The following is a 17,536-nucleotide window of genomic DNA, read 5'->3' as shown; positions in this document are numbered from 1 at the left end:
TAGTTAAAATTTTTAACAGAAATAAAAAATAAATTATGCTTTTTTGAGCTTTATTGTTGATTACCTCGAATTAAGGCGATCGCGATCGCAAGGGCCAGACAGCCGAGTAGGGTAAGACCAAGAATTAACAAAATGAAGATTTCTCCGGGTGAAAGGGGGCGATCGGTGGGGTCTAAATAGGCTGAGTCAGAGTTGTTGCGGGAGTTGGAGGGGTGGTTTAAGTTGGCTGGGGGTTGAACTACATTTAAGCGTGAATAGCCAATTTTGCGATCGTAGGTGAGACGACGTTCTGGGTTACTGAGGGTAGCATAGGCAAGGTTTAGTTGTTGAAATTTAGGGGTGGCGATCGCTGTTGGCAAATCGGTAGTGTCGGGATGGTAGTGTTTGCTTAGTTTCCGGTAAGCTTGCCGAATTTCTATGCTTGAGGCTGAGGGGTGTAACCCTAGTAAGCCATAATAGGTCAAGACCAGAGGGATTTGTTCTGGCATCTTTTGATGTTGGTTTTTTGAAGTTGCCTCCTCCGCTGTCACCGAAGCCCCTTTTTTGCCTGTTTCTAAATTATTTAACTATTTTAGCCGGCTGTTGACCCCTTTATAGCAACCGCCAGGGCGGTTAGGGGCTAGGGGCTAGGGGCTAGGGACTAGGGGAAGAAGGGAAAGCAGGGGAAGAAGGGGAAGAAGGTAATACAATTTTATTCAACTCAAAAATTGAGTTGAATATCAATTGCTCGCTCGTAGGTTTAGCACATCTTCAAGGCTAAGCCCAGTAATTTGGCTAATAGTTGCATCATCTAATCGTAAGAGTAATTGTCTAGCGATCGCCAGTTTTTCTTCGCGTCTTCCTTGTTCTATTCCTTGTTCTATTCCTTCTTGAGCAGCCTTAAGAATAGCTCCCTGCTGATCGTAAATAAACAGTTCTCTCCGTTCCAAATCTTCCAGTTCTTCCCGACTTAGATTCACTTGATTCGCAATCTCGAAAGCTTTATGAATTTCGGGAATATTGTCCATTATTTCTGGTACAGATGTGAGAGTTCTAGCATATTTAATAAAATAAATCCATTTGTCAGTCAAGGTTTCAAGTCGATCCTGTTCCTTGGTAAACTTTGGCAATTCAATAAATACTAAATCTATGTCATTTTCGGGATATTTTAAATTGGTACTGACTTCTTTATACACAAACCTGGAAATTAAGCGTTCGCTATTAGCAAACATTTCAAAATCAGTAATTGTTAAAGCAATCACTGGCTTAAGCATTCGATAGCCTTCACCAGTTTGTAACTGAAAAGCGTAAGTCTTAGCGGCATTATATAAAACTCGCTTCCCAAAAGATTGTACATTCAATACCTGCATTTCAATAATTACTAAAGTACCATCTGTGAGTTTAGCTTTCACATCCAGATAAGTATCTTTCAAGCCTTGAACCCTGGGGGGAAGGTTAGGGTTAATAATTTCTAAATCTTCAATGATAGAATTACCTTCATAAATCAGAGCATTGAGAAAGCTAATCAGAATATCTTTGCTTTCTGAGGAACCAAAAATTTTTTTGAAGGCGTAATCAGTTTTAGGGTTGATAAAGATCATAGTAGGAACTAGGTTTTAAACTATTGGTTGTGTGGCTCAGTAACCGACTCGATCGCACCTAAATTCAGTCAGGCTGCTGATTTTGTTTCTGGTAAGGGTTTGACATCTTCTGTTAAATGTGAATTGGCTAGCGTCAGTATAGGGATATCCGTGCTGTCTTGGCGATCGCTAATCTCTTCCTCCCTGGGAATTTGACACGAAAGAATGCCATTAACGATGCGATCGCTAACAGGTTCTTCCCAATCTGGTAATGGCTCTATCGGCTGCGGCGGCTGGTTAACAGTTACATCTACCCCCATTTGCTGAAGATTCAAGCTGTGAGTTGAGCGACGGTTGACAAGCTCTACCAGCCAAACACTCAATCCTACGGCTGCCATTAGCGGCAAAACAATCCTATAATCCCGCGTCAACTCAAACATCAGCAGAATTGAAGTCAAAGGCGCTCTAGCACTACCTGCAAGCACTGCTGCCATCCCCACCATTGCATAAGCCGGAGGCCCTGCTACGTGACCGCTCATCGCTGGTAGCATTGCCAAAAAGATCCCGTAAGCAGAGCCAAGAGAGGCTCCCAGAAACATCGCCGGGGCAAAGATCCCCCCAACTAAACCGCTACCCAGACTCACAGCCGTCATTCCTAGTTTTGCCCCTAATAAAAGCAGCAATAACGGTAAGGAAAATTTGACATCTTGCAGCATGGCTTCGACAGTTTCGTAGCCAACACCCAGGATTTGTGGAAGTTGCAGAGCTACTAAGCCGACGCAGGCCCCGCCAATAATGGGGTGAATCGGTCGAGGAAGCTTTGCCAGCCAAGCAAATCCGGGAATTTTACCCTGAAAACAGCGTTCAGCAAGTTGAATGGCTTCAGTATAGGCAAGAGAAACACAGCTAGCTAAAAGTCCCAATCCCATATATAGGGGCAATTCTAGAGGACTGCGGACTTCGTAGACTGGAAGAGCAAAAGCTGGCTGGGCTCCTAAGCTGATTTGAGCGATGACTGCGGAAACGACGGCGGCGAGGAGAACGACGCTGACGGATGAAGTGGCGAAAGTGCTTCCCAGTACAACTTCTAGCGCAAAGAACACTCCGGCAATGGGTGCATTGAATCCCGCAGCAAGTCCAGCAGCGGCTCCAGCCCCCAATAGCAACCGCTGCCTTTCTTGAGAAAGTTGCAGGACTTGAGCTAAGAGCATTCCAAAGTTAGCACCGATTTCAACGCTGGGAGCTTCTGGGCCCAGAGATGCCCCTGTACCCAGGGAAACGGAGGCTGCTACCATCTTGGCGATCGGTTTGAGGGGAGAGAGCTCTTGCAAACCTTGGGAAGCGGCGATCAGCGAGGACATATTAGGGCCAAAATCTCGGAACCACCAGCGCATTAAGCCAATGGCGACTCCACCAAGGATGGGGATGCAGGCTAATGCCCAAGGGCTACCTCCACCTATTACCCCCATAAAGTCTTCCATCATCAGGCTATGGATCAAATGGATTAGGTAATGAAAGGTGACTACCCCTGCCCCTGTGACTCCCCCAATCAGTAAGGAGAGGATCAGCAAGAGGGTTTCTGGGCTGGGATGCAGGCGGTTGAGAAATCGGGTTAGACGTGATGCACGGGTAGTGAGTGTTGGCGGGCAAGGGGGACGCACGCCAACAGGAGGGATGGCAGTCATTGAGGGGCGCTTATTTGTGAGGAGCTTAGATAAATATTAAATTTTATTTCTACTTTTAATTTAGATTAATTTGAGCGGGATTGACAAGTAATAAAGAAGGGGCTAGGGGCTAGGGGCTAGGGGCTAGGGAAGATGGGGGAGATGGGGAAGATGGGGAAGATGGGGGAGATGGGGGAGATGGGGGAGATGGGGGAGATGGGGGAGATGGGGGAGGATGGGTAATTAGCGATTAGCGATTAGCCATTAGCCATTAGCAATTAGCCATTAGCCATTAGCCATTAGCCATTAGCCATTAGCCATTAGCCATTAGCCATTAGCAATTACCAATTACCAATTACCAATTACCAACTAACAACTAACAACTACTTCACTTTGGTATAGGTTGCTGATTTGGTGAAATTTTTTCTCTGGGTTTACTGAGGATCATCAGCGGATCGCCTATTGTTGTAATTTTCCAAGGAGCTGATTCTAACAGGCGAGTGGCTATTAGAAAAGGGACGGAAGCCGATAGGCGTTCAACTATTATTTTGGGTGGGAGGAATGCAGCCAAATATGGCTCGTGTACGCTCCCAACATAGGCATAAACTCCATTTTCTAGCCATCTGCCAGCAACAGTGTTTCTGTCATCAGGTGAAGTCGCAGACCAACTGTGGATTAAGTGAATAACTGCGGGTGATTTAAGTTTGGGAATATCGTTTACTGAAGCGTCGCCGCCACCAACAAAGAATTTATCTTTATTGCCTTTAGAGTTAATAAATATCAAATCAAAATCCCATTCATGGGAAACCAAGTTTTTCCACGTTTCTAAACTAGATTTTGGTTGCTGTATGTGTTCAACACTAAAATCCATTCTATTCAATTGTTTTGTTGGTGCTTCTATTTCATATTTTTCCCAATTACCTTCCGGTTGATAACTGTCATAAAGCATTGCTGTTTTAAAATCTAAAAATATCGAACTCATCGCTTGATAAACGCTGCGAAATGATGAGCCATAAATCCACCCTACTATTGCCCATCTACTACCATTTGGGTATCTTGCTAAACCGTCTGTCACGGCTAATTGTTCATCTGCCTTTTTTGGCGATTGATATTTGACTGCTAGTTGTCTTACCAGAGTAATTGTATCAATAGCATCGCCAAGATTAGCGTAAGCATAACCTGTAGTTTCTGCGGCTTTATCAACGATTTTTTGAAGGCTTTGCCATCGATCTAAATTGAGGGTATCGTTAGGCTGTCCAAAATTACCTTCTACAAAGACTAAGGGTTGACCGCGATCGGCGGCTAAAGCAACTGCTGCTGGCCATGCAGGATCGTTGATCGAGGAGATTACTACTCCGGGAGGTTGCCAACCAAGTTGTAGCCAGGTATCTTTTAAAGAAGGAATATCGGTTGCATTCCAGGCTGTTGCTAAAGCGCGAATGATGGAATCTTCGAGTTGCTTACCCTTGGGTAAGGGTTGTTTGACGCTGGGTAAACGAATTAATTCGGCTGGTTGAAAACGCTCGATAAACATTGGGGTATATTTCGGATCTTCTATTAAGATCGGCCATCTTCCTTGCAGACTCCATTGTTGAATAGCTGTTAAAAATGTAGCTTCATCTGGAACTAGAACTACGCGATCAACTGTGGGAATGCGATCGCGCAGAGTGGCGATGCGAAGACCGACTTTAACAGGCCAGGATTGGTATTTTGTGGAGAGGGGGAGGGCAAAGGGACGTTTGAGGTAGCGATCGGCTAGAAAACCACCGCTGGCAAGGCATAAAAATAGGGCGATGACTAGAAATCTGAATTTGAACTTTTTGTTCATAGTATTTTTGGGATGACGGATTTTTTAGGAAAATCGGTATTTTTAGGATATCATAAATAGAGAATCGCAAAAGATGTGGCAATGTTGGAGATGACGATCGCATTCTCGGCTAACTCTATTCCAAAATTTGTTAAACTTTTATAATGTATAATGTCAATTTGTGGTAAAATCATGGAAACTACTACCGACAACTCAATGGGGAAAGTTATAACAACACTAGAAATTACAAATCGACTAGATCGGGGTAAGGCTGAAGATGGTATGATCTCACCTGACCAAGTAAGGTCTGTTACTTTAGAAAATGTCTTGGTGGATACGAGGGCAACAACTCTGTGCCTACCTGCAAATATTATCGCTCAACTAGGTTTAAAAATTCTCAAACAAGTGGTTGTTGAGACAGCGATGGGTATTAGCGAAGCTAGAATATTTCGAGATGCGTCGATTTCCCTGTGCGGACGTGAGGGAACTTTTGAGTGTTTGGAATTGCCAGCAGGGAGAAATGCACTGTTAGGTGTAATTCCGATGGAAGCGTTAGGAATTGAAGTTGACTTGAAAAATCAAAGATTGAAAGTTTTGCCCGATGGCCCGACTGAAACCTATTTGACAATCCTTTAATACTCCTGAGTTTGGATGTCAGTTATGGTATGCAGCGCTAAGATATTTAAGCAATATTTTTTACTGGATTATGCCTTCTACTGCCGAAACCTCGAAGAGTAACTTAAGTGCATCTCATAACGGGCAATCTGCCGTGAATTTAAGCCCAAATATCCAGAATTATATTCGGATTCGGGGCGCTAGGCAGCACAATTTAAAGAATATTGATTTGGAACTACCGCGCGATCGCCTGATTGTCTTTACTGGCGTATCCGGTTCCGGTAAGTCTTCCCTCGCTTTCGATACGATTTTCGCAGAGGGACAGCGCCGCTACATTGAGTCTCTAAGCGCCTACGCGCGTCAATTCCTGGGACAGTTGGATAAACCGGATGTGGATGCGATCGAGGGGTTAAGTCCGGCGATTTCTATTGACCAAAAATCGACTTCTCATAATCCGCGATCGACAGTTGGGACTGTTACGGAGATTTACGACTATTTTAGACTGCTATTTGGGCGGGCGGGGGAACCCCATTGTCCGATTTGCGATCGCTGCATTGCGCCACAAACGATCGATGAAATGTGCGATCGCGTGATGGCACTTCCTGATGGTACTCGCTTTCACATTCTCGCCCCCGTTGTCAGAGGCAAAAAAGGCACTCATCGTAAGCTGCTATCGAGTTTAGCTTCCGAAGGCTTTATTCGGGTAAAAGTTGATGGCGAGGTGGTAGAACTCTCAGAAAACATCGAATTAGATAAGAATCATACCCACAACATTGAGATTGTAGTTGATAGGTTAATTAAAAAGCCGGGTTTACAAGAACGTTTAGTAGATTCTCTCACTACTTGCCTGCGGCATTCAAATGGAATTGCCTTGATTGAAGAATTACCAACTAAGGAAAATCCCCACACAAATCCCCCTTTAATTTTTAGTGAAAACTTTGCTTGCCCGGAACATGGGGCGGTAATGGAAGAACTTTCACCCCGATTATTTTCCTTTAATTCACCCTACGGCGCTTGTCCAAATTGTCACGGTTTGGGCAATTTGCGAAGGTTTGCAGAGGAGTTAGTCGTACCTGACGAACAAGCACCAGTTTACACTGCGATCGCGCCTTGGGCAGATAAGGATAATACCTATTATTTTGCACTAATTTGTAGTGTCGCCAAAGCTTGCGGTTTTGACATCAATACCCGTTGGCATCAACTCACACAAACACAGCAGCAAATTTTATTACACGGTTCTGAAGATAATATCTTGACAGAAGGTAAGAGTCAACGGCGTTATCCCGGCGTAATTCCAATTTTACAGCGGCAATATGACGAGACTGGTTCAGAATTAGTTAAACAAAAATTAGAACAATATCGCGTCGATCGCCCTTGCGAAGTTTGTCACGGCAAACGACTAAAACCTGAAGCACTTTCTGTACAATTAGGGCAGTATCGGATTTTAGATTTTACCAGTGGTTCGATTCGAGATTGTCGAGAAAAAGTTGATAACTTAAAATTAAGCGATCGCCAAGCACAAATTGCCGATTTAGTTCTCAGAGAAATCAAGGCCAGATTACAATTTCTCCTCGATGTTGGCTTAGATTATCTTACCTTAGACCGCCCAGCAATGACCCTTTCCGGCGGGGAAGCACAACGCATTCGTCTGGCAACTCAAATCGGTTCTGGTTTAACTGGTGTCCTCTACGTTTTAGATGAACCTAGCATTGGATTGCATCAGAGAGACAATTCGCGCCTGTTAAAAACTTTAACAAGATTGCGCGATTTAGGCAATACCTTAATTGTCGTCGAACACGATGAAGAAACCATCCGGGCAGCTAATCATATTGTAGACATTGGCCCAGCGGCGGGAGTACACGGCGGGCGCATTGTTGCCCAAGGGAATTTAGAGACATTACTAGCAACAGAAGAGTCTTTAACGGGTGCTTATTTGTCAGGAAGAAAGGTAATAGAAACCCCGGCCCAAAGGCGCAAGGGTAATGGTAAATCGCTACTGCTGAAAAATTGCCGCCGTAATAACTTAAAAAATATTGATGTAGAAATCCCCCTCGGCAAACTTGTTTGTATTACTGGGGTTTCTGGTTCCGGTAAGTCTAGCTTAATTAATGACTTACTCTATCCGTCTCTGCAACATTATATCACCCGCAAAGTTCCTTTACCCAAAGATATGGACGGCATCAAAACCCAGGGAGAAAAATCTTTAGGGGATGCCGTTGATAAGGTAATTGTCATCGATCAATCTCCCATTGGTAGAACTCCCCGTTCTAATCCTGCTACTTATACGGGAGTGTTTGATGTAATCAGAGATATGTTTGCAGAAACTATTGAAGCAAAAGCGAGAGGTTACAAACCGGGGCAGTTTTCTTTTAATGTCAAAGGTGGGAGATGCGAAGCTTGCGCCGGTCAAGGTGTGAATATAATTTCGATGAATTTCTTACCCGATGTTTACGTACAATGTGAAGTTTGTAAAGGTGCGCGATACAACCGGGAAACCTTGCAGGTTAAATATAAGGAGAAGTCTATTTCTGATGTGTTGAATATGACGGTAGAAGAAGCTTGTGAGATGTTTAAAAATATCCCCAGGGCGGCAAATCGCTTGCAAACTTTGGTAGATGTTGGTTTAGGTTATATTAAGTTAGGACAACCTGCACCTACCCTTTCTGGGGGGGAAGCGCAGCGGGTGAAATTGGCAACTGAGTTGTCACGTCGCGCGACAGGAAAGACGCTTTATTTAATTGATGAACCGACAACGGGGTTATCTTTTTATGACGTTCATCAGTTGTTAAATGTGTTACAGCGTTTAGTAGATAAAGGGAATTCAATCTTGGTCATTGAACACAATTTAGATGTGATTCGCGCGGGGGATTGGGTGATTGATTTGGGGCCGGAAGGAGGGGATAAGGGAGGTGAAGTGATTGCTGTGGGAACGCCGGAAGATGTGGCAGAAAATGCCCATTCTTATACTGGTTTATACTTAAAAGAGGTGTTAAGACAGCATCCTGGGAATTAAAAGTTAAAAGTTAAAAATTAAAAATTATAGGACTTACGCACCCAACCAGAGAAACCGGGTTTTTTTGACGAAAATACTTCGCCCTTATCCACAGATTCTCTCAAAAACCCGGTTTCTGAAACCATGAGCGTAAGTCCTATAATAACTAACAATTAATTATCTATAACTACAGGGGCAGTTGCGATATCTTTTGCCTTTTCTTGCATGAATTCAATATCTGAAGCTAACCAGGGATGAGGCCCACTACAATGATGAGCAATTAACAAACCCCACAGGCCACCGCGAGTTAAAATAGGTACTACTAAATTAGCACGGACTTTCATAGTGCGAAGCAAATTTCTATGGCAAGCTTCTATTGGTTCAGTTTCAATATCTGGAATTGCTCTCACTCGTCCCGCTTCGTACAAAGCAGCATATTCACCATTAAAACATTCATCGGGCCCCGTCGAACCAAAAATAGATAAATCGCTAGAATTTACTGACTCGCAAGTTACTTGCCCTTTCCAGTGCTTGTAAAAATAATACAAAACTACCCGGTCAATATCAAGAGTAAATCTGATATTGTTGAGGTTTTCTTGAACTAATACATCCCGTTTAAGATTATTAGCGAGACGGTCAAGGATGATTTGCAAACTATCCTGGGGCATGGTATGATTCATTTACTGCTAGATGGAAGCAACAGTTAAGTATAGCGCACCTGCTACAGTAATTATGCACTAATTGTACATAGTAAAATCATTAAGGGTTATCTACCGTGAGAAACATTACTTTGGGACAAAATGGGCCAGCCGTTACTCCTCTGTGCATCGGAACTTGGGCGTGGGGTGATAAACTTTTTTGGAATTACGGCAGCAATTATGGTGCAACAGAAGTAGAGGAAGCATTTAAGGCATCTCTAGACGCAGGCGTAAACTTCTTTGATACAGCCGAAGTCTACGGTAATGGCTTGTCAGAGGAATTGTTGGGACAGTTTATGAAGAAAACCTCTCAACCTGTACAGATTGCTACAAAATACGGCCCGATGCCTTTACGAATCACAGCTAAATCAGTTGCAGATGCCTTAACAGCTAGTTTAAAACGCTTGCAGGTTGAGCAAGTAGCTCTTTATCAAGTGCATTGGCCTTATACTTTTTTGATGAACCAAGAAACGTTGATGAATGCTTTAGCGGAGGAGGTGAAACAGGGTAGAATTCAGGCAGTAGGTGTGAGCAATTATACGGCTGAACAGATGACTTTAGCTCACAAGATATTATCACGTCAAGGCGTGCCGTTGGCAACGAATCAAGTACGATACTCGCTGCTATCGCGGCAAGTAGAAAAGAAAAAGATTGTCGATTCAGCTCGCGAATTAGGTGTAACTATTTTAGCTTACAGCCCCTTAGCGCAGGGATTACTTACAGGTAAGTATAGCGCTCAAGAGCAGCCTGTGGGAGCGCGTAAATTAGATTCCCGTTTTAGTAAAACTGGGTTAGAAAAAATTGCCCTAGTGATGTCTACATTGCGAAAAATTGGTAAAAAATATGACCGCACTCCCGCTCAAGTTGCGCTAAATTGGCTGATAGCTCAGGATGGTGTAATTCCAATTCCGGGGGCGAAAACGCCAAAACAAGCGCGGGAAAATGCTGGTGCTTTAGGTTGGAGTTTGAGCGGAGATGAAGTTAATCAATTAGATTTGATGACTCGTCCTTGGCTGGAGTAATATGATTTTCTACGAGTGCTAAGGTGGGCGCATTTCCCCAAAATTAATATGGTCGATAAATTTAAATTGCGCCTACTTACGAAATATTAAATTAACAAACAGAGGAACAATCATGCTACTCTACGATCGCACTTCCCCATCAAATTTACCCACCGCCGAGTCACTGCCTTACTCAGATGAAACACCAGTGGATAGCGAATTACAAGATATCATTCCTCACCTGTTAAAATCTATTCTTGCTTTAATTTGGGCAAATCGAGATGACTGGTTTTTTGGGATTGATATGGCTTGGTATTATGACCCCAATCAACCAGCGATAGTACCGGATGGTTTTTTAAGTTTAGGAGTGCCAAGGATTAAAGGGGAAAACCTGCGATTGAGCTACGTTACTTGGGAAGAAAATGGTATCATTCCCCTGTTGGCTATCGAAGTAGTATCGAAAACTCCCGGCGGGGAATATAAGCGCAAAAAATTAGAATATGCTCGGTTAGGAGTGTTGTATTATGTAATTTATGCTCCCCGCCGTCGCAAACCTCATTTAACTATTTATAAACTCGATCGAGGTAAATATCAATTAGTTACAAATAATCCCGTTTGGATGCCAGAAATCGGTTTGGGAATAGGTTCCGAACAGGGAATTTATGAGGGAATTGCGCGAGAGTGGTTATATTGGTACGATCGCGAAGGAAATCGATATCCGACTGAGGCGGAGGCGCGACTGGAAGCTCAAAATCGGGAACAGCAGCAGCGACAACGGGCGGAACAATTGGCAGCAAGGTTGAGAGCGCTAGGAATTGACCCAGAGGAAGGTTAACAAAAGCGCGTTTGCACTTTCTGTATCCCCCCAGAAGGCGGCGTTACGTTAGGACAGTTTACCAAGTGTCATCGCGTAGACCTAGCCAGCCGCAGGTATCGCACTCTATCCCTCTGGCGAAAATCCACTTTCCTCTGACCCCCAAAACTCCCCAAGACTAAATACCAAAGCTGTTTCAGGGTTTGACAAGTTATTTATCAATTTGTCATCCCTCCCCAGTTATCCAGTCACTTCCAACACTTGCACAGAGTCAATCTTACCCAGAGCGATCGCAACTTACATTCAAAGTGTAAATAAATTTTATGGCTTCTGGGTTATGTACATCTACAGCAACGTCTCCCCCCAACCTCCCGCAATCCACAACAGCATCTTTGATTCCCTGCTACAGCCAATGCGCGATCGCATTGATAGAATTGAAATCTGCGATCGCAACTTTGCCCACACCGCCTGCAAACTAATCCCCTCTCAATGCCCCTTCGCGCGAGACATACAGCTATTTGGGCGCACCCTCTTCCACATTCCGCCTATGTGCAAAATCAACCCCCTTTACGACCAATTAATGAGCTTGCGCTTCCGAGCTCTGACTTACCTCGCAGACGTTTGTGGCGAAGACATCACCTGCTATAGCAACCGCCAAGGCGGTTAGGGGCTAGGGGCTAGGGGCTAGGGACTAGGGAAGAAGAGGAAGAAGGGAATAGAATTAAGGGTTTGAGGAAACTAGAATGTCCTAACTACCAAGAAGGTTGCTATATTGCTAAATCCTGCCTTCTTCCTTCTTCCTTAAGACATAAAAAAGAAGGGTTGGAAGCCATCAACCACTATGCTAATCTGTAACCCGTGATTCGCACTTTTTAGAGCGAGTGACGGTATTTCCAGAGGAATTTTAATCATGGCCACCTTAAAAGTTGGTATAAATGGATTTGGTCGCATTGGACGCTTAGTAGTCCGCGCGGGCATCAATAATCCCCAAATCGAGTTTGTTGGTATTAATGACTTAGTGCCGGCAGATAACCTAGCTTATTTGTTCAAATACGATTCAACTCACGGCACTTACCCCGGTACTGTTGAAGCCAAAGAAGGCGGCATTTCTATTGACGGGCGCTTTATTCCCTGTACTGCGATTAGAAACCCTACGGAATTACCTTGGGGCAAATTAGGTGCTGATTATGTAGTAGAATCTACGGGGTTATTTACTGATGCTGAAGGAGCTTCAAAACACTTAGCTGGTGGAGCAAAACGAGTAGTGCTCTCCGCACCCACAAAAGATCCTGAAAAAGTACCGACATTCTTAGTAGGCGTTAATCACCACAATTTTGACCCTGCTAAAGATACCATTGTTTCTAATGCTAGCTGTACCACTAATTGCCTAGCTCCGATTGCCAAAGTTATTAATGATAATTTTGGTTTAGAAGAAGGTTTGATGACAACTGTTCACGCGATGACTGCCACTCAACCAACAGTAGATGGCCCTAGTCAGAAAGATTGGCGCGGCGGACGCGGCGCTTCGCAAAATATTATTCCCTCTTCTACAGGTGCAGCTAAAGCTGTCACCTTGGTATTGCCAGAATTAAAAGGTAAACTTACCGGGATGGCTTTTCGCGTACCGACTCCAGATGTATCGGTAGTTGACCTTACCTTTCGCACGGCAAAGGAAACTACCTACGATGAGATTTGTGCAGCAATGAAGCAAGCTTCTGAGGGTGAATTGAAAGGCATTCTCGGCTACACAGAAGATGAAGTAGTTTCAATGGATTTTAGAGGTGATGCTCGTTCCAGCATTTTTGATAAGAAAGCCGGAATTGGACTTAATTCTAAGTTCTTCAAAGTTGTTTCTTGGTATGACAATGAGTGGGGTTATTCTAACCGCGTCATTGATTTGATGCTATCGATGGCTGAAAAGGATGGAATTTTGAAAGCTTAGTTGACTTTGAGAATAAAGGGGATTCGCGGGACAATGCGTAGGTCTAGATAGCATTTGACTTAGGCCTTCGGCAGAGCTCAGGGAGCTTACTGATATTGAGCTTGCGTTGCCCTGAGCTTGCCGAAGTCGAACTGCAAGCCGATGTCCGCAGGCATTGCATTTTCCCCAGCATACGAACCCCTTTTCTGTTCTATCTCAGCTTGAATAGAGTAAAATATCTCTTAGGAGTTACTTTAATTGTCAAGAGTTCGCATAAAATCGAGATTAGACTTTTCTAATTTGTAATGTGCCAGATTATGTCTGACTTGCTGCCACTCACTATCGAAACTATTTGGGCAATTATTAACGAAGAAATAGACGATGCTACTGTCAATCAGTTAGTTTGGTACTGTTTGGGCTATCGTTGCGACGGTGACGGTAATTGGAATAACGCTAATGTTCCACAGGTATGGCGGGATGAATATCCACAACCGCCGGATTTTATAGAGTCTCGCCCTGCGACGGTTAAGCTGACTCGTTCGATTCCGCAGGAGAATAAGCAGTTGCTTAAGGAAAAGTTGGGTTTTAAGGGCTACAAAATTGGGGAGTTTGGGCCTCGGCAGACTCGTCGGGCGACGGCGGCTAATTGGCTGATGAGTTATATGGTGGATGGGCGCTGTTGAGGGATGGCTTTGCGGGAATCGGTAGGTGTTTTTTTTAGGGTGTAAATTTTTGGGGCTGAATCGCTTATGCTGCAAGGTTTTGAGGTGCGTGGGATGGTGAAGGTGATTCCCGCAAAGTCTGTAATATTTGCTGTGATTGGGTTTGAAGCTTTTTTTGTTTTTGCCTCTTGACAAGTCGGTGGCTGAAACGGTATATTGATGATCGGTTCACGAAACTGTACCTTGAAAACCAAATACAGCAAGGCTTCCAGAGGTCGGGCCTTTCAACTTAAATAAATCCCTATTAGGGATTGAAACGAAGCCTTGACCCCACTAGAAGCGCTTGAAAAAGTAAAGGCTTTCAACTTAAATAAATCCCTATTAGGGATTGAAACAAAAAGCTGAGAAAAGAACAAATTCGACGATTTCTTTCAACTTAAATAAATCCCTATTAGGGATTGAAACCTATTTTCTGCGGTACTTTTGCCTCAATTGGTGCAATCTTTCAACTTAAATAAATCCCTATTAGGGATTGAAACAATTGATTGATAGTCAACGTTGAACTGGTGTTTCTTTCAACTTAAATAAATCCCTATTAGGGATTGAAACTATGATTGATAGAATCCCTATCAATCACAGTTTAACGAAATGCACCTATTGCAAATTGCTCTACATCTCTGCTATTTTCTTTTTCACCCATTAATCGCTTTGTAGCGCGTATTTTCTTTAGCAGTAAGTAGTCGCGCTAAGAGTTTTTACCGCAATTGGTCGAGGGCCCTACAGGAGTCACCCTAAGAGTTTTCGCCGCAACTGATCGAGGGCTGTACAGGCGCTCAGATTCCGAATCCAGTTGCGATCGCGCAGAGTACCAAAGCGATATTTAAAAGCTTCTACTTCACCATTAGGCCGCGCTAAACCGATATAAACCAATCCCACTGGTTTATCCTCACTCCCTCCTCCAGGCCCAGCAATTCCTGTAATACTCAAACCATAAGTAGTTTCTAGGCGCGATCGCACTCCCGCAGCCATTTGTTTTGCCACTGTACGGCTTACCGCGCCAAATTTAGCTAAGTCTTCTGGATTAACATCCAATAGCCCTACTTTAACTCGGTTGTCGTAGGAAATAATTCCCCCTAAAAAGTAGTTAGAACTGCCAGCTATACTGGTCAGCATCGCTCCCAACCCGCCACCAGTGCAAGACTCCGCCACAGCCAAAGTTTCACCTGCATCTAGCAATAGTTGACCAACAACTGACGCTAAACTATCACTGTCAGCACCATAACAGTCAAGTCCAGCTATCTGTCTCAACTTTTCCTCTACTGGTAAAATCAATTTTGTAGCTTCCCCTGCTGACTCGGCGCGAGCTGAGATTCGCAGCTTGACTTCACCATGATTAGCGTAGGGAGCGACGGTAGGGTTAGCTAAGTTAAAAAAATCATTTACTTTTTCTGCTAAAGCTGATTCTGTTATCCCCCAAAATCTTAAAGTGCGACTGTAAATTATTTGGCTGCACCATCCCTGATTCCGCAGATGGGGTACGGCAGTTTCTTGCCACATCAGGTGCATTTCCGCAGGTACTCCCGGAAAAGTCATGATTGTTAGGTTTGGGCGGGGCTGCCAAATAATCCCAGGAGCACTACCGCTAGAATTAGGTAGAATATCAGCCCCTTCGGGAATTAAAGCTTGTTTGCGGTTGCTAGGACTCATCACGCGCCCCCGTTGAGCAAATTTCTGCTCAATGTCTGCGATAATTTCGGGACGTTCAGTTAGGGGAGTCTCAAAAAAGTCAGCGATGGTTTCTACTGTGAGGTCGTCGGGAGTTGGGCCCAGGCCGCCTGTAAATAGGAGGATCTGCGATCGCCCCATTGCTATCTCTAACACCTGTTTAATCCGTTCTGGATTGTCCCCGACTACAGTTTGGTAGTAGTGGGGAATCCCCAAACTTGCCAATTGCTGCGCTAAAAACTGGGCATTGCTATTGAGAATATCGCCTAGCAGTAACTCTGTACCAACACAAATAATTTCAGCAACCATCGGGAAGAATTAAAAATTAAAAATTAAAAATTAAAAATGGGTGATTTTTTCCAGTTTTAATTTTTAATTATAGCTGAAGGAACAATAACTTAGGGTCTTTGGTTGGGGTATACAGAGCAGCCAAATTACCTAATATTTAGCTGGAATTTTGACAGTAAATTCTAGGTATTATGGGGCAATCGCCCGCTATCTTCGACAGCATCAGCGCTAAGGCTGCTTACGAGGCGATCGTTGGCAAGCTCTACGACCAACTCCCTACATTAGCCAAGGATCGGGCAGGCCTGTTTCAAAAAAGTTCGGTAGGTAGGAAACTCAGCAGTGTTAACCCAGACAGGTCAATCTGAGGAAAATTTAGGTTATTCTTTATCACGGCAAAATAAATTCTGCAATTGCCTTTCATTCCCGGGCTAAAGTCACGGGATTTTCCGGCAATTGTCTTAATAACGACAAACTAATGAAAGCTCTATTAACCTCGACCATTCACATCCTTGGTACTACAGCTTTCCTGAAATGCCCACTACAGATAAATTCTGATATTATACTCTCGTCTATAATTTGAATATTTACTATCTGTAGTCATAGTTTCAAGAATTGGTATTAGACCGAAATTTGATTTTAAATTACGATCATTTTCCTTCCCAGTTAACAGTTAACCGTTAACAGTTAACAGTTAATAGTTAACTGTCATTAATTTTTAGCCGCGTGTCTCCAGACTTTCCAGCTTGTGTACCCTAGCAAGCCTGTAGCACTCAAGGCGTAAACTAAGCCGCTAGGAATTCCTGAAAAAGCTAGGGCTAAACTTCCTACCCACAGAGTTAAGGAGTAAATAAACAAAACCGTTAATCGCTGCGAAAGTCCTGCTTCTAGCAGTCGGTGGTGAAGGTGGCGTTTGTCCGCAATAAATGGCGACTTACCGTTACGCAAGCGATCGAGAATTACAGCCGACATATCCAAAATTGGCACCGCTAAAATCAAGTACGGCAACAAAACAGAGGTGACAGCAGTAGTTTTAACTAAGCCAATTACTCCCACTCCAGCTAGGGTAAATCCCATAAAATAGGCACCACCGTCTCCCATAAAAATTTGGGCCGGATTGAAGTTGTAGCGTAGAAATCCCAGGGAACCGCCAGCTAAGGCAGCAGCAATTAAGGCGGCGGCCGGTTGGTGCATGAACAGACTGACAATTAGCATCACTACGGCAGCAATGCCTGAAACCCCTGCGGCCAAACCGTCTAAACCGTCAATCCAGTTGATGGCATTTGCCATACCAACTAGCCAAATTACTGTCACGGGTAAACTGAGGATTTCAATGGGTACCAGTCCCATTGTCGGAATTGTCAGAAAGTCGATCCGCACGCCAACCCACCAGGCAATGCTGGCAACGCTGACTTGCATCAGCAGGCGAGTGAAGGCAGAGAGAGAAAATAAGTCATCTGCCAAACCGATCAAGAAAAATGCAAGACCACCGATGGTAACGCCCCAGATTTCATACTCATCTTGGGGGTTGAGATTTTGTCCGGTGGCATCAAGAAAGCCTCCCGACCACCAGACAATTAGCAAAGCGGTTAATGTGCCTAGAAAAATAGACACACCTCCCAAACGCACCATCGGGCGATCGTGTACTTTGCGTCCACCAGGGTGATCCACGCGACCGCTAGCTATGCCAATTTTTTTGACAAGCGGCGTACTCGACAGGACTACTATCGCTGAAACGAGAAAGGCAACCAGGTGGTACAGATGGTGCGACATCTGAAATCTGTAAAGTGCGG

16 protein-coding genes and 1 CRISPR repeat array are annotated in these 17,536 nt (G+C 44.1%); of the genes, 8 read left to right on the top strand and 8 right to left on the bottom strand.

Features of this window, described 5'->3' with window-relative positions; translation table 11 throughout:
* Positions 1 to 50 precede the first annotated feature (50 nt).
* The 5 genes from OSCIL6407_RS0101960 to OSCIL6407_RS37605 form a co-directional block, all read right to left on the bottom strand.
* The gene (locus OSCIL6407_RS0101960) at positions 51 to 488 is read right to left on the bottom strand and encodes a J domain-containing protein (RefSeq protein ID WP_007355300.1); all 438 of its coding nucleotides are present in this window, start codon (positions 486 to 488) and stop codon (positions 51 to 53) included.
* A 231-nt stretch (positions 489 to 719) separates the two neighbouring features.
* Complete coding sequence (locus OSCIL6407_RS0101955) at positions 720 to 1,580, bottom strand: Rpn family recombination-promoting nuclease/putative transposase (RefSeq protein ID WP_007355299.1); 861 nt, start codon at positions 1,578 to 1,580, stop codon at positions 720 to 722.
* A 68-nt stretch (positions 1,581 to 1,648) separates the two neighbouring features.
* Positions 1,649 to 3,244, bottom strand: coding sequence for a chloride channel protein (locus OSCIL6407_RS0101950; RefSeq protein WP_007355298.1), 1,596 nt, complete (start codon positions 3,242 to 3,244; stop codon positions 1,649 to 1,651).
* A 367-nt stretch (positions 3,245 to 3,611) separates the two neighbouring features.
* The gene (locus OSCIL6407_RS0101940) at positions 3,612 to 5,051 is read right to left on the bottom strand and encodes a hypothetical protein (RefSeq protein ID WP_007353076.1); all 1,440 of its coding nucleotides are present in this window, start codon (positions 5,049 to 5,051) and stop codon (positions 3,612 to 3,614) included.
* Between the two features lie 50 nt (positions 5,052 to 5,101).
* Positions 5,102 to 5,224: a hypothetical protein gene (locus OSCIL6407_RS37605; protein ID WP_019486866.1), complete on the bottom strand. Its 123-nt coding sequence runs from the start codon at positions 5,222 to 5,224 to the stop codon at positions 5,102 to 5,104.
* Between OSCIL6407_RS37605 and OSCIL6407_RS0101930 the strand changes: the two genes are divergently transcribed.
* Positions 5,223 to 5,666, top strand: coding sequence for a pepsin/retropepsin-like aspartic protease family protein (locus tag OSCIL6407_RS0101930; RefSeq protein ID WP_007353077.1), 444 nt, complete (start codon positions 5,223 to 5,225; stop codon positions 5,664 to 5,666). The two genes, OSCIL6407_RS37605 and OSCIL6407_RS0101930, sit on opposite strands and share 2 nt — an antisense overlap.
* A gap of 70 nt (positions 5,667 to 5,736) precedes the next feature.
* On the top strand, positions 5,737 to 8,658 hold the full coding sequence (gene uvrA, locus OSCIL6407_RS0101925) for an excinuclease ABC subunit UvrA (protein ID WP_007353078.1): 2,922 nt from the start codon (positions 5,737 to 5,739) through the stop codon (positions 8,656 to 8,658).
* A 152-nt stretch (positions 8,659 to 8,810) separates the two neighbouring features.
* Here the strand turns inward: uvrA and OSCIL6407_RS0101920 are convergent, their stop codons facing one another.
* Entirely contained in the window at positions 8,811 to 9,317 is a 507-nt protein-coding gene (locus OSCIL6407_RS0101920) for a GAF domain-containing protein (protein WP_324603602.1), read from the bottom strand.
* 95 nt (positions 9,318 to 9,412) lie between these two features.
* On the opposite strand from OSCIL6407_RS0101920, the gene OSCIL6407_RS0101915 reads away from it, so the two are divergent.
* The 5 genes from OSCIL6407_RS0101915 (at position 9,413) to OSCIL6407_RS0101895 (ending at position 13,754) form a co-directional block, all read left to right on the top strand.
* Complete coding sequence (locus OSCIL6407_RS0101915; RefSeq protein WP_019486865.1) at positions 9,413 to 10,357, top strand: aldo/keto reductase; 945 nt, start codon at positions 9,413 to 9,415, stop codon at positions 10,355 to 10,357.
* 112 nt (positions 10,358 to 10,469) lie between these two features.
* Positions 10,470 to 11,171 carry a Uma2 family endonuclease gene (locus OSCIL6407_RS0101910; RefSeq protein WP_007353081.1) on the top strand — a complete coding sequence of 234 codons (702 nt, stop codon included), beginning with the start codon at positions 10,470 to 10,472 and terminating at the stop codon, positions 11,169 to 11,171.
* A gap of 316 nt (positions 11,172 to 11,487) precedes the next feature.
* Positions 11,488 to 11,817 carry a Mo-dependent nitrogenase C-terminal domain-containing protein gene (locus OSCIL6407_RS0101905; RefSeq protein WP_019486864.1) on the top strand — a complete coding sequence of 110 codons (330 nt, stop codon included), beginning with the start codon at positions 11,488 to 11,490 and terminating at the stop codon, positions 11,815 to 11,817.
* A 243-nt stretch (positions 11,818 to 12,060) separates the two neighbouring features.
* On the top strand, positions 12,061 to 13,092 hold the full coding sequence (gap, locus tag OSCIL6407_RS0101900) for a type I glyceraldehyde-3-phosphate dehydrogenase (RefSeq protein ID WP_007358151.1): 1,032 nt from the start codon (positions 12,061 to 12,063) through the stop codon (positions 13,090 to 13,092).
* Positions 13,093 to 13,388: 296 nt separating this feature from the next.
* The gene (locus tag OSCIL6407_RS0101895) at positions 13,389 to 13,754 is read left to right on the top strand and encodes a DUF1823 family protein (RefSeq protein ID WP_007358152.1); all 366 of its coding nucleotides are present in this window, start codon (positions 13,389 to 13,391) and stop codon (positions 13,752 to 13,754) included.
* 260 nt (positions 13,755 to 14,014) lie between these two features.
* Positions 14,015 to 14,342: a CRISPR direct-repeat array (repeat unit 37 nt; unit sequence CTTTCAACTTAAATAAATCCCTATTAGGGATTGAAAC).
* Positions 14,343 to 14,519: 177 nt separating this feature from the next.
* On the opposite strand, the gene OSCIL6407_RS0101885 is transcribed toward OSCIL6407_RS0101895, so the two are convergent.
* Positions 14,520 to 15,767 carry a competence/damage-inducible protein A gene (locus OSCIL6407_RS0101885; protein WP_007358154.1) on the bottom strand — a complete coding sequence of 416 codons (1,248 nt, stop codon included), beginning with the start codon at positions 15,765 to 15,767 and terminating at the stop codon, positions 14,520 to 14,522.
* A gap of 170 nt (positions 15,768 to 15,937) precedes the next feature.
* Here OSCIL6407_RS0101885 and OSCIL6407_RS36105 point away from each other — a divergent pair, with 170 nt between their 5' ends.
* Complete coding sequence (locus OSCIL6407_RS36105) at positions 15,938 to 16,111, top strand: hypothetical protein (protein WP_007358155.1); 174 nt, start codon at positions 15,938 to 15,940, stop codon at positions 16,109 to 16,111.
* A 343-nt stretch (positions 16,112 to 16,454) separates the two neighbouring features.
* Here the strand turns inward: OSCIL6407_RS36105 and OSCIL6407_RS0101875 are convergent, their stop codons facing one another.
* Positions 16,455 to 17,516: a glycosyltransferase family 4 protein gene (locus tag OSCIL6407_RS0101875; protein WP_007358156.1), complete on the bottom strand. Its 1,062-nt coding sequence runs from the start codon at positions 17,514 to 17,516 to the stop codon at positions 16,455 to 16,457.
* Positions 17,517 to 17,536 lie beyond the last annotated feature (20 nt).

Origin of the sequence: Kamptonema formosum PCC 6407, from assembly GCF_000332155.1 — a bacterium.
GTDB classification, from domain to species: domain Bacteria; phylum Cyanobacteriota; class Cyanobacteriia; order Cyanobacteriales; family Microcoleaceae; genus Kamptonema; species Kamptonema formosum.
The sequence above is the reverse complement of the archived record's forward strand: the minus strand, read 5'-3'. Positions and strand labels throughout refer to the sequence as shown.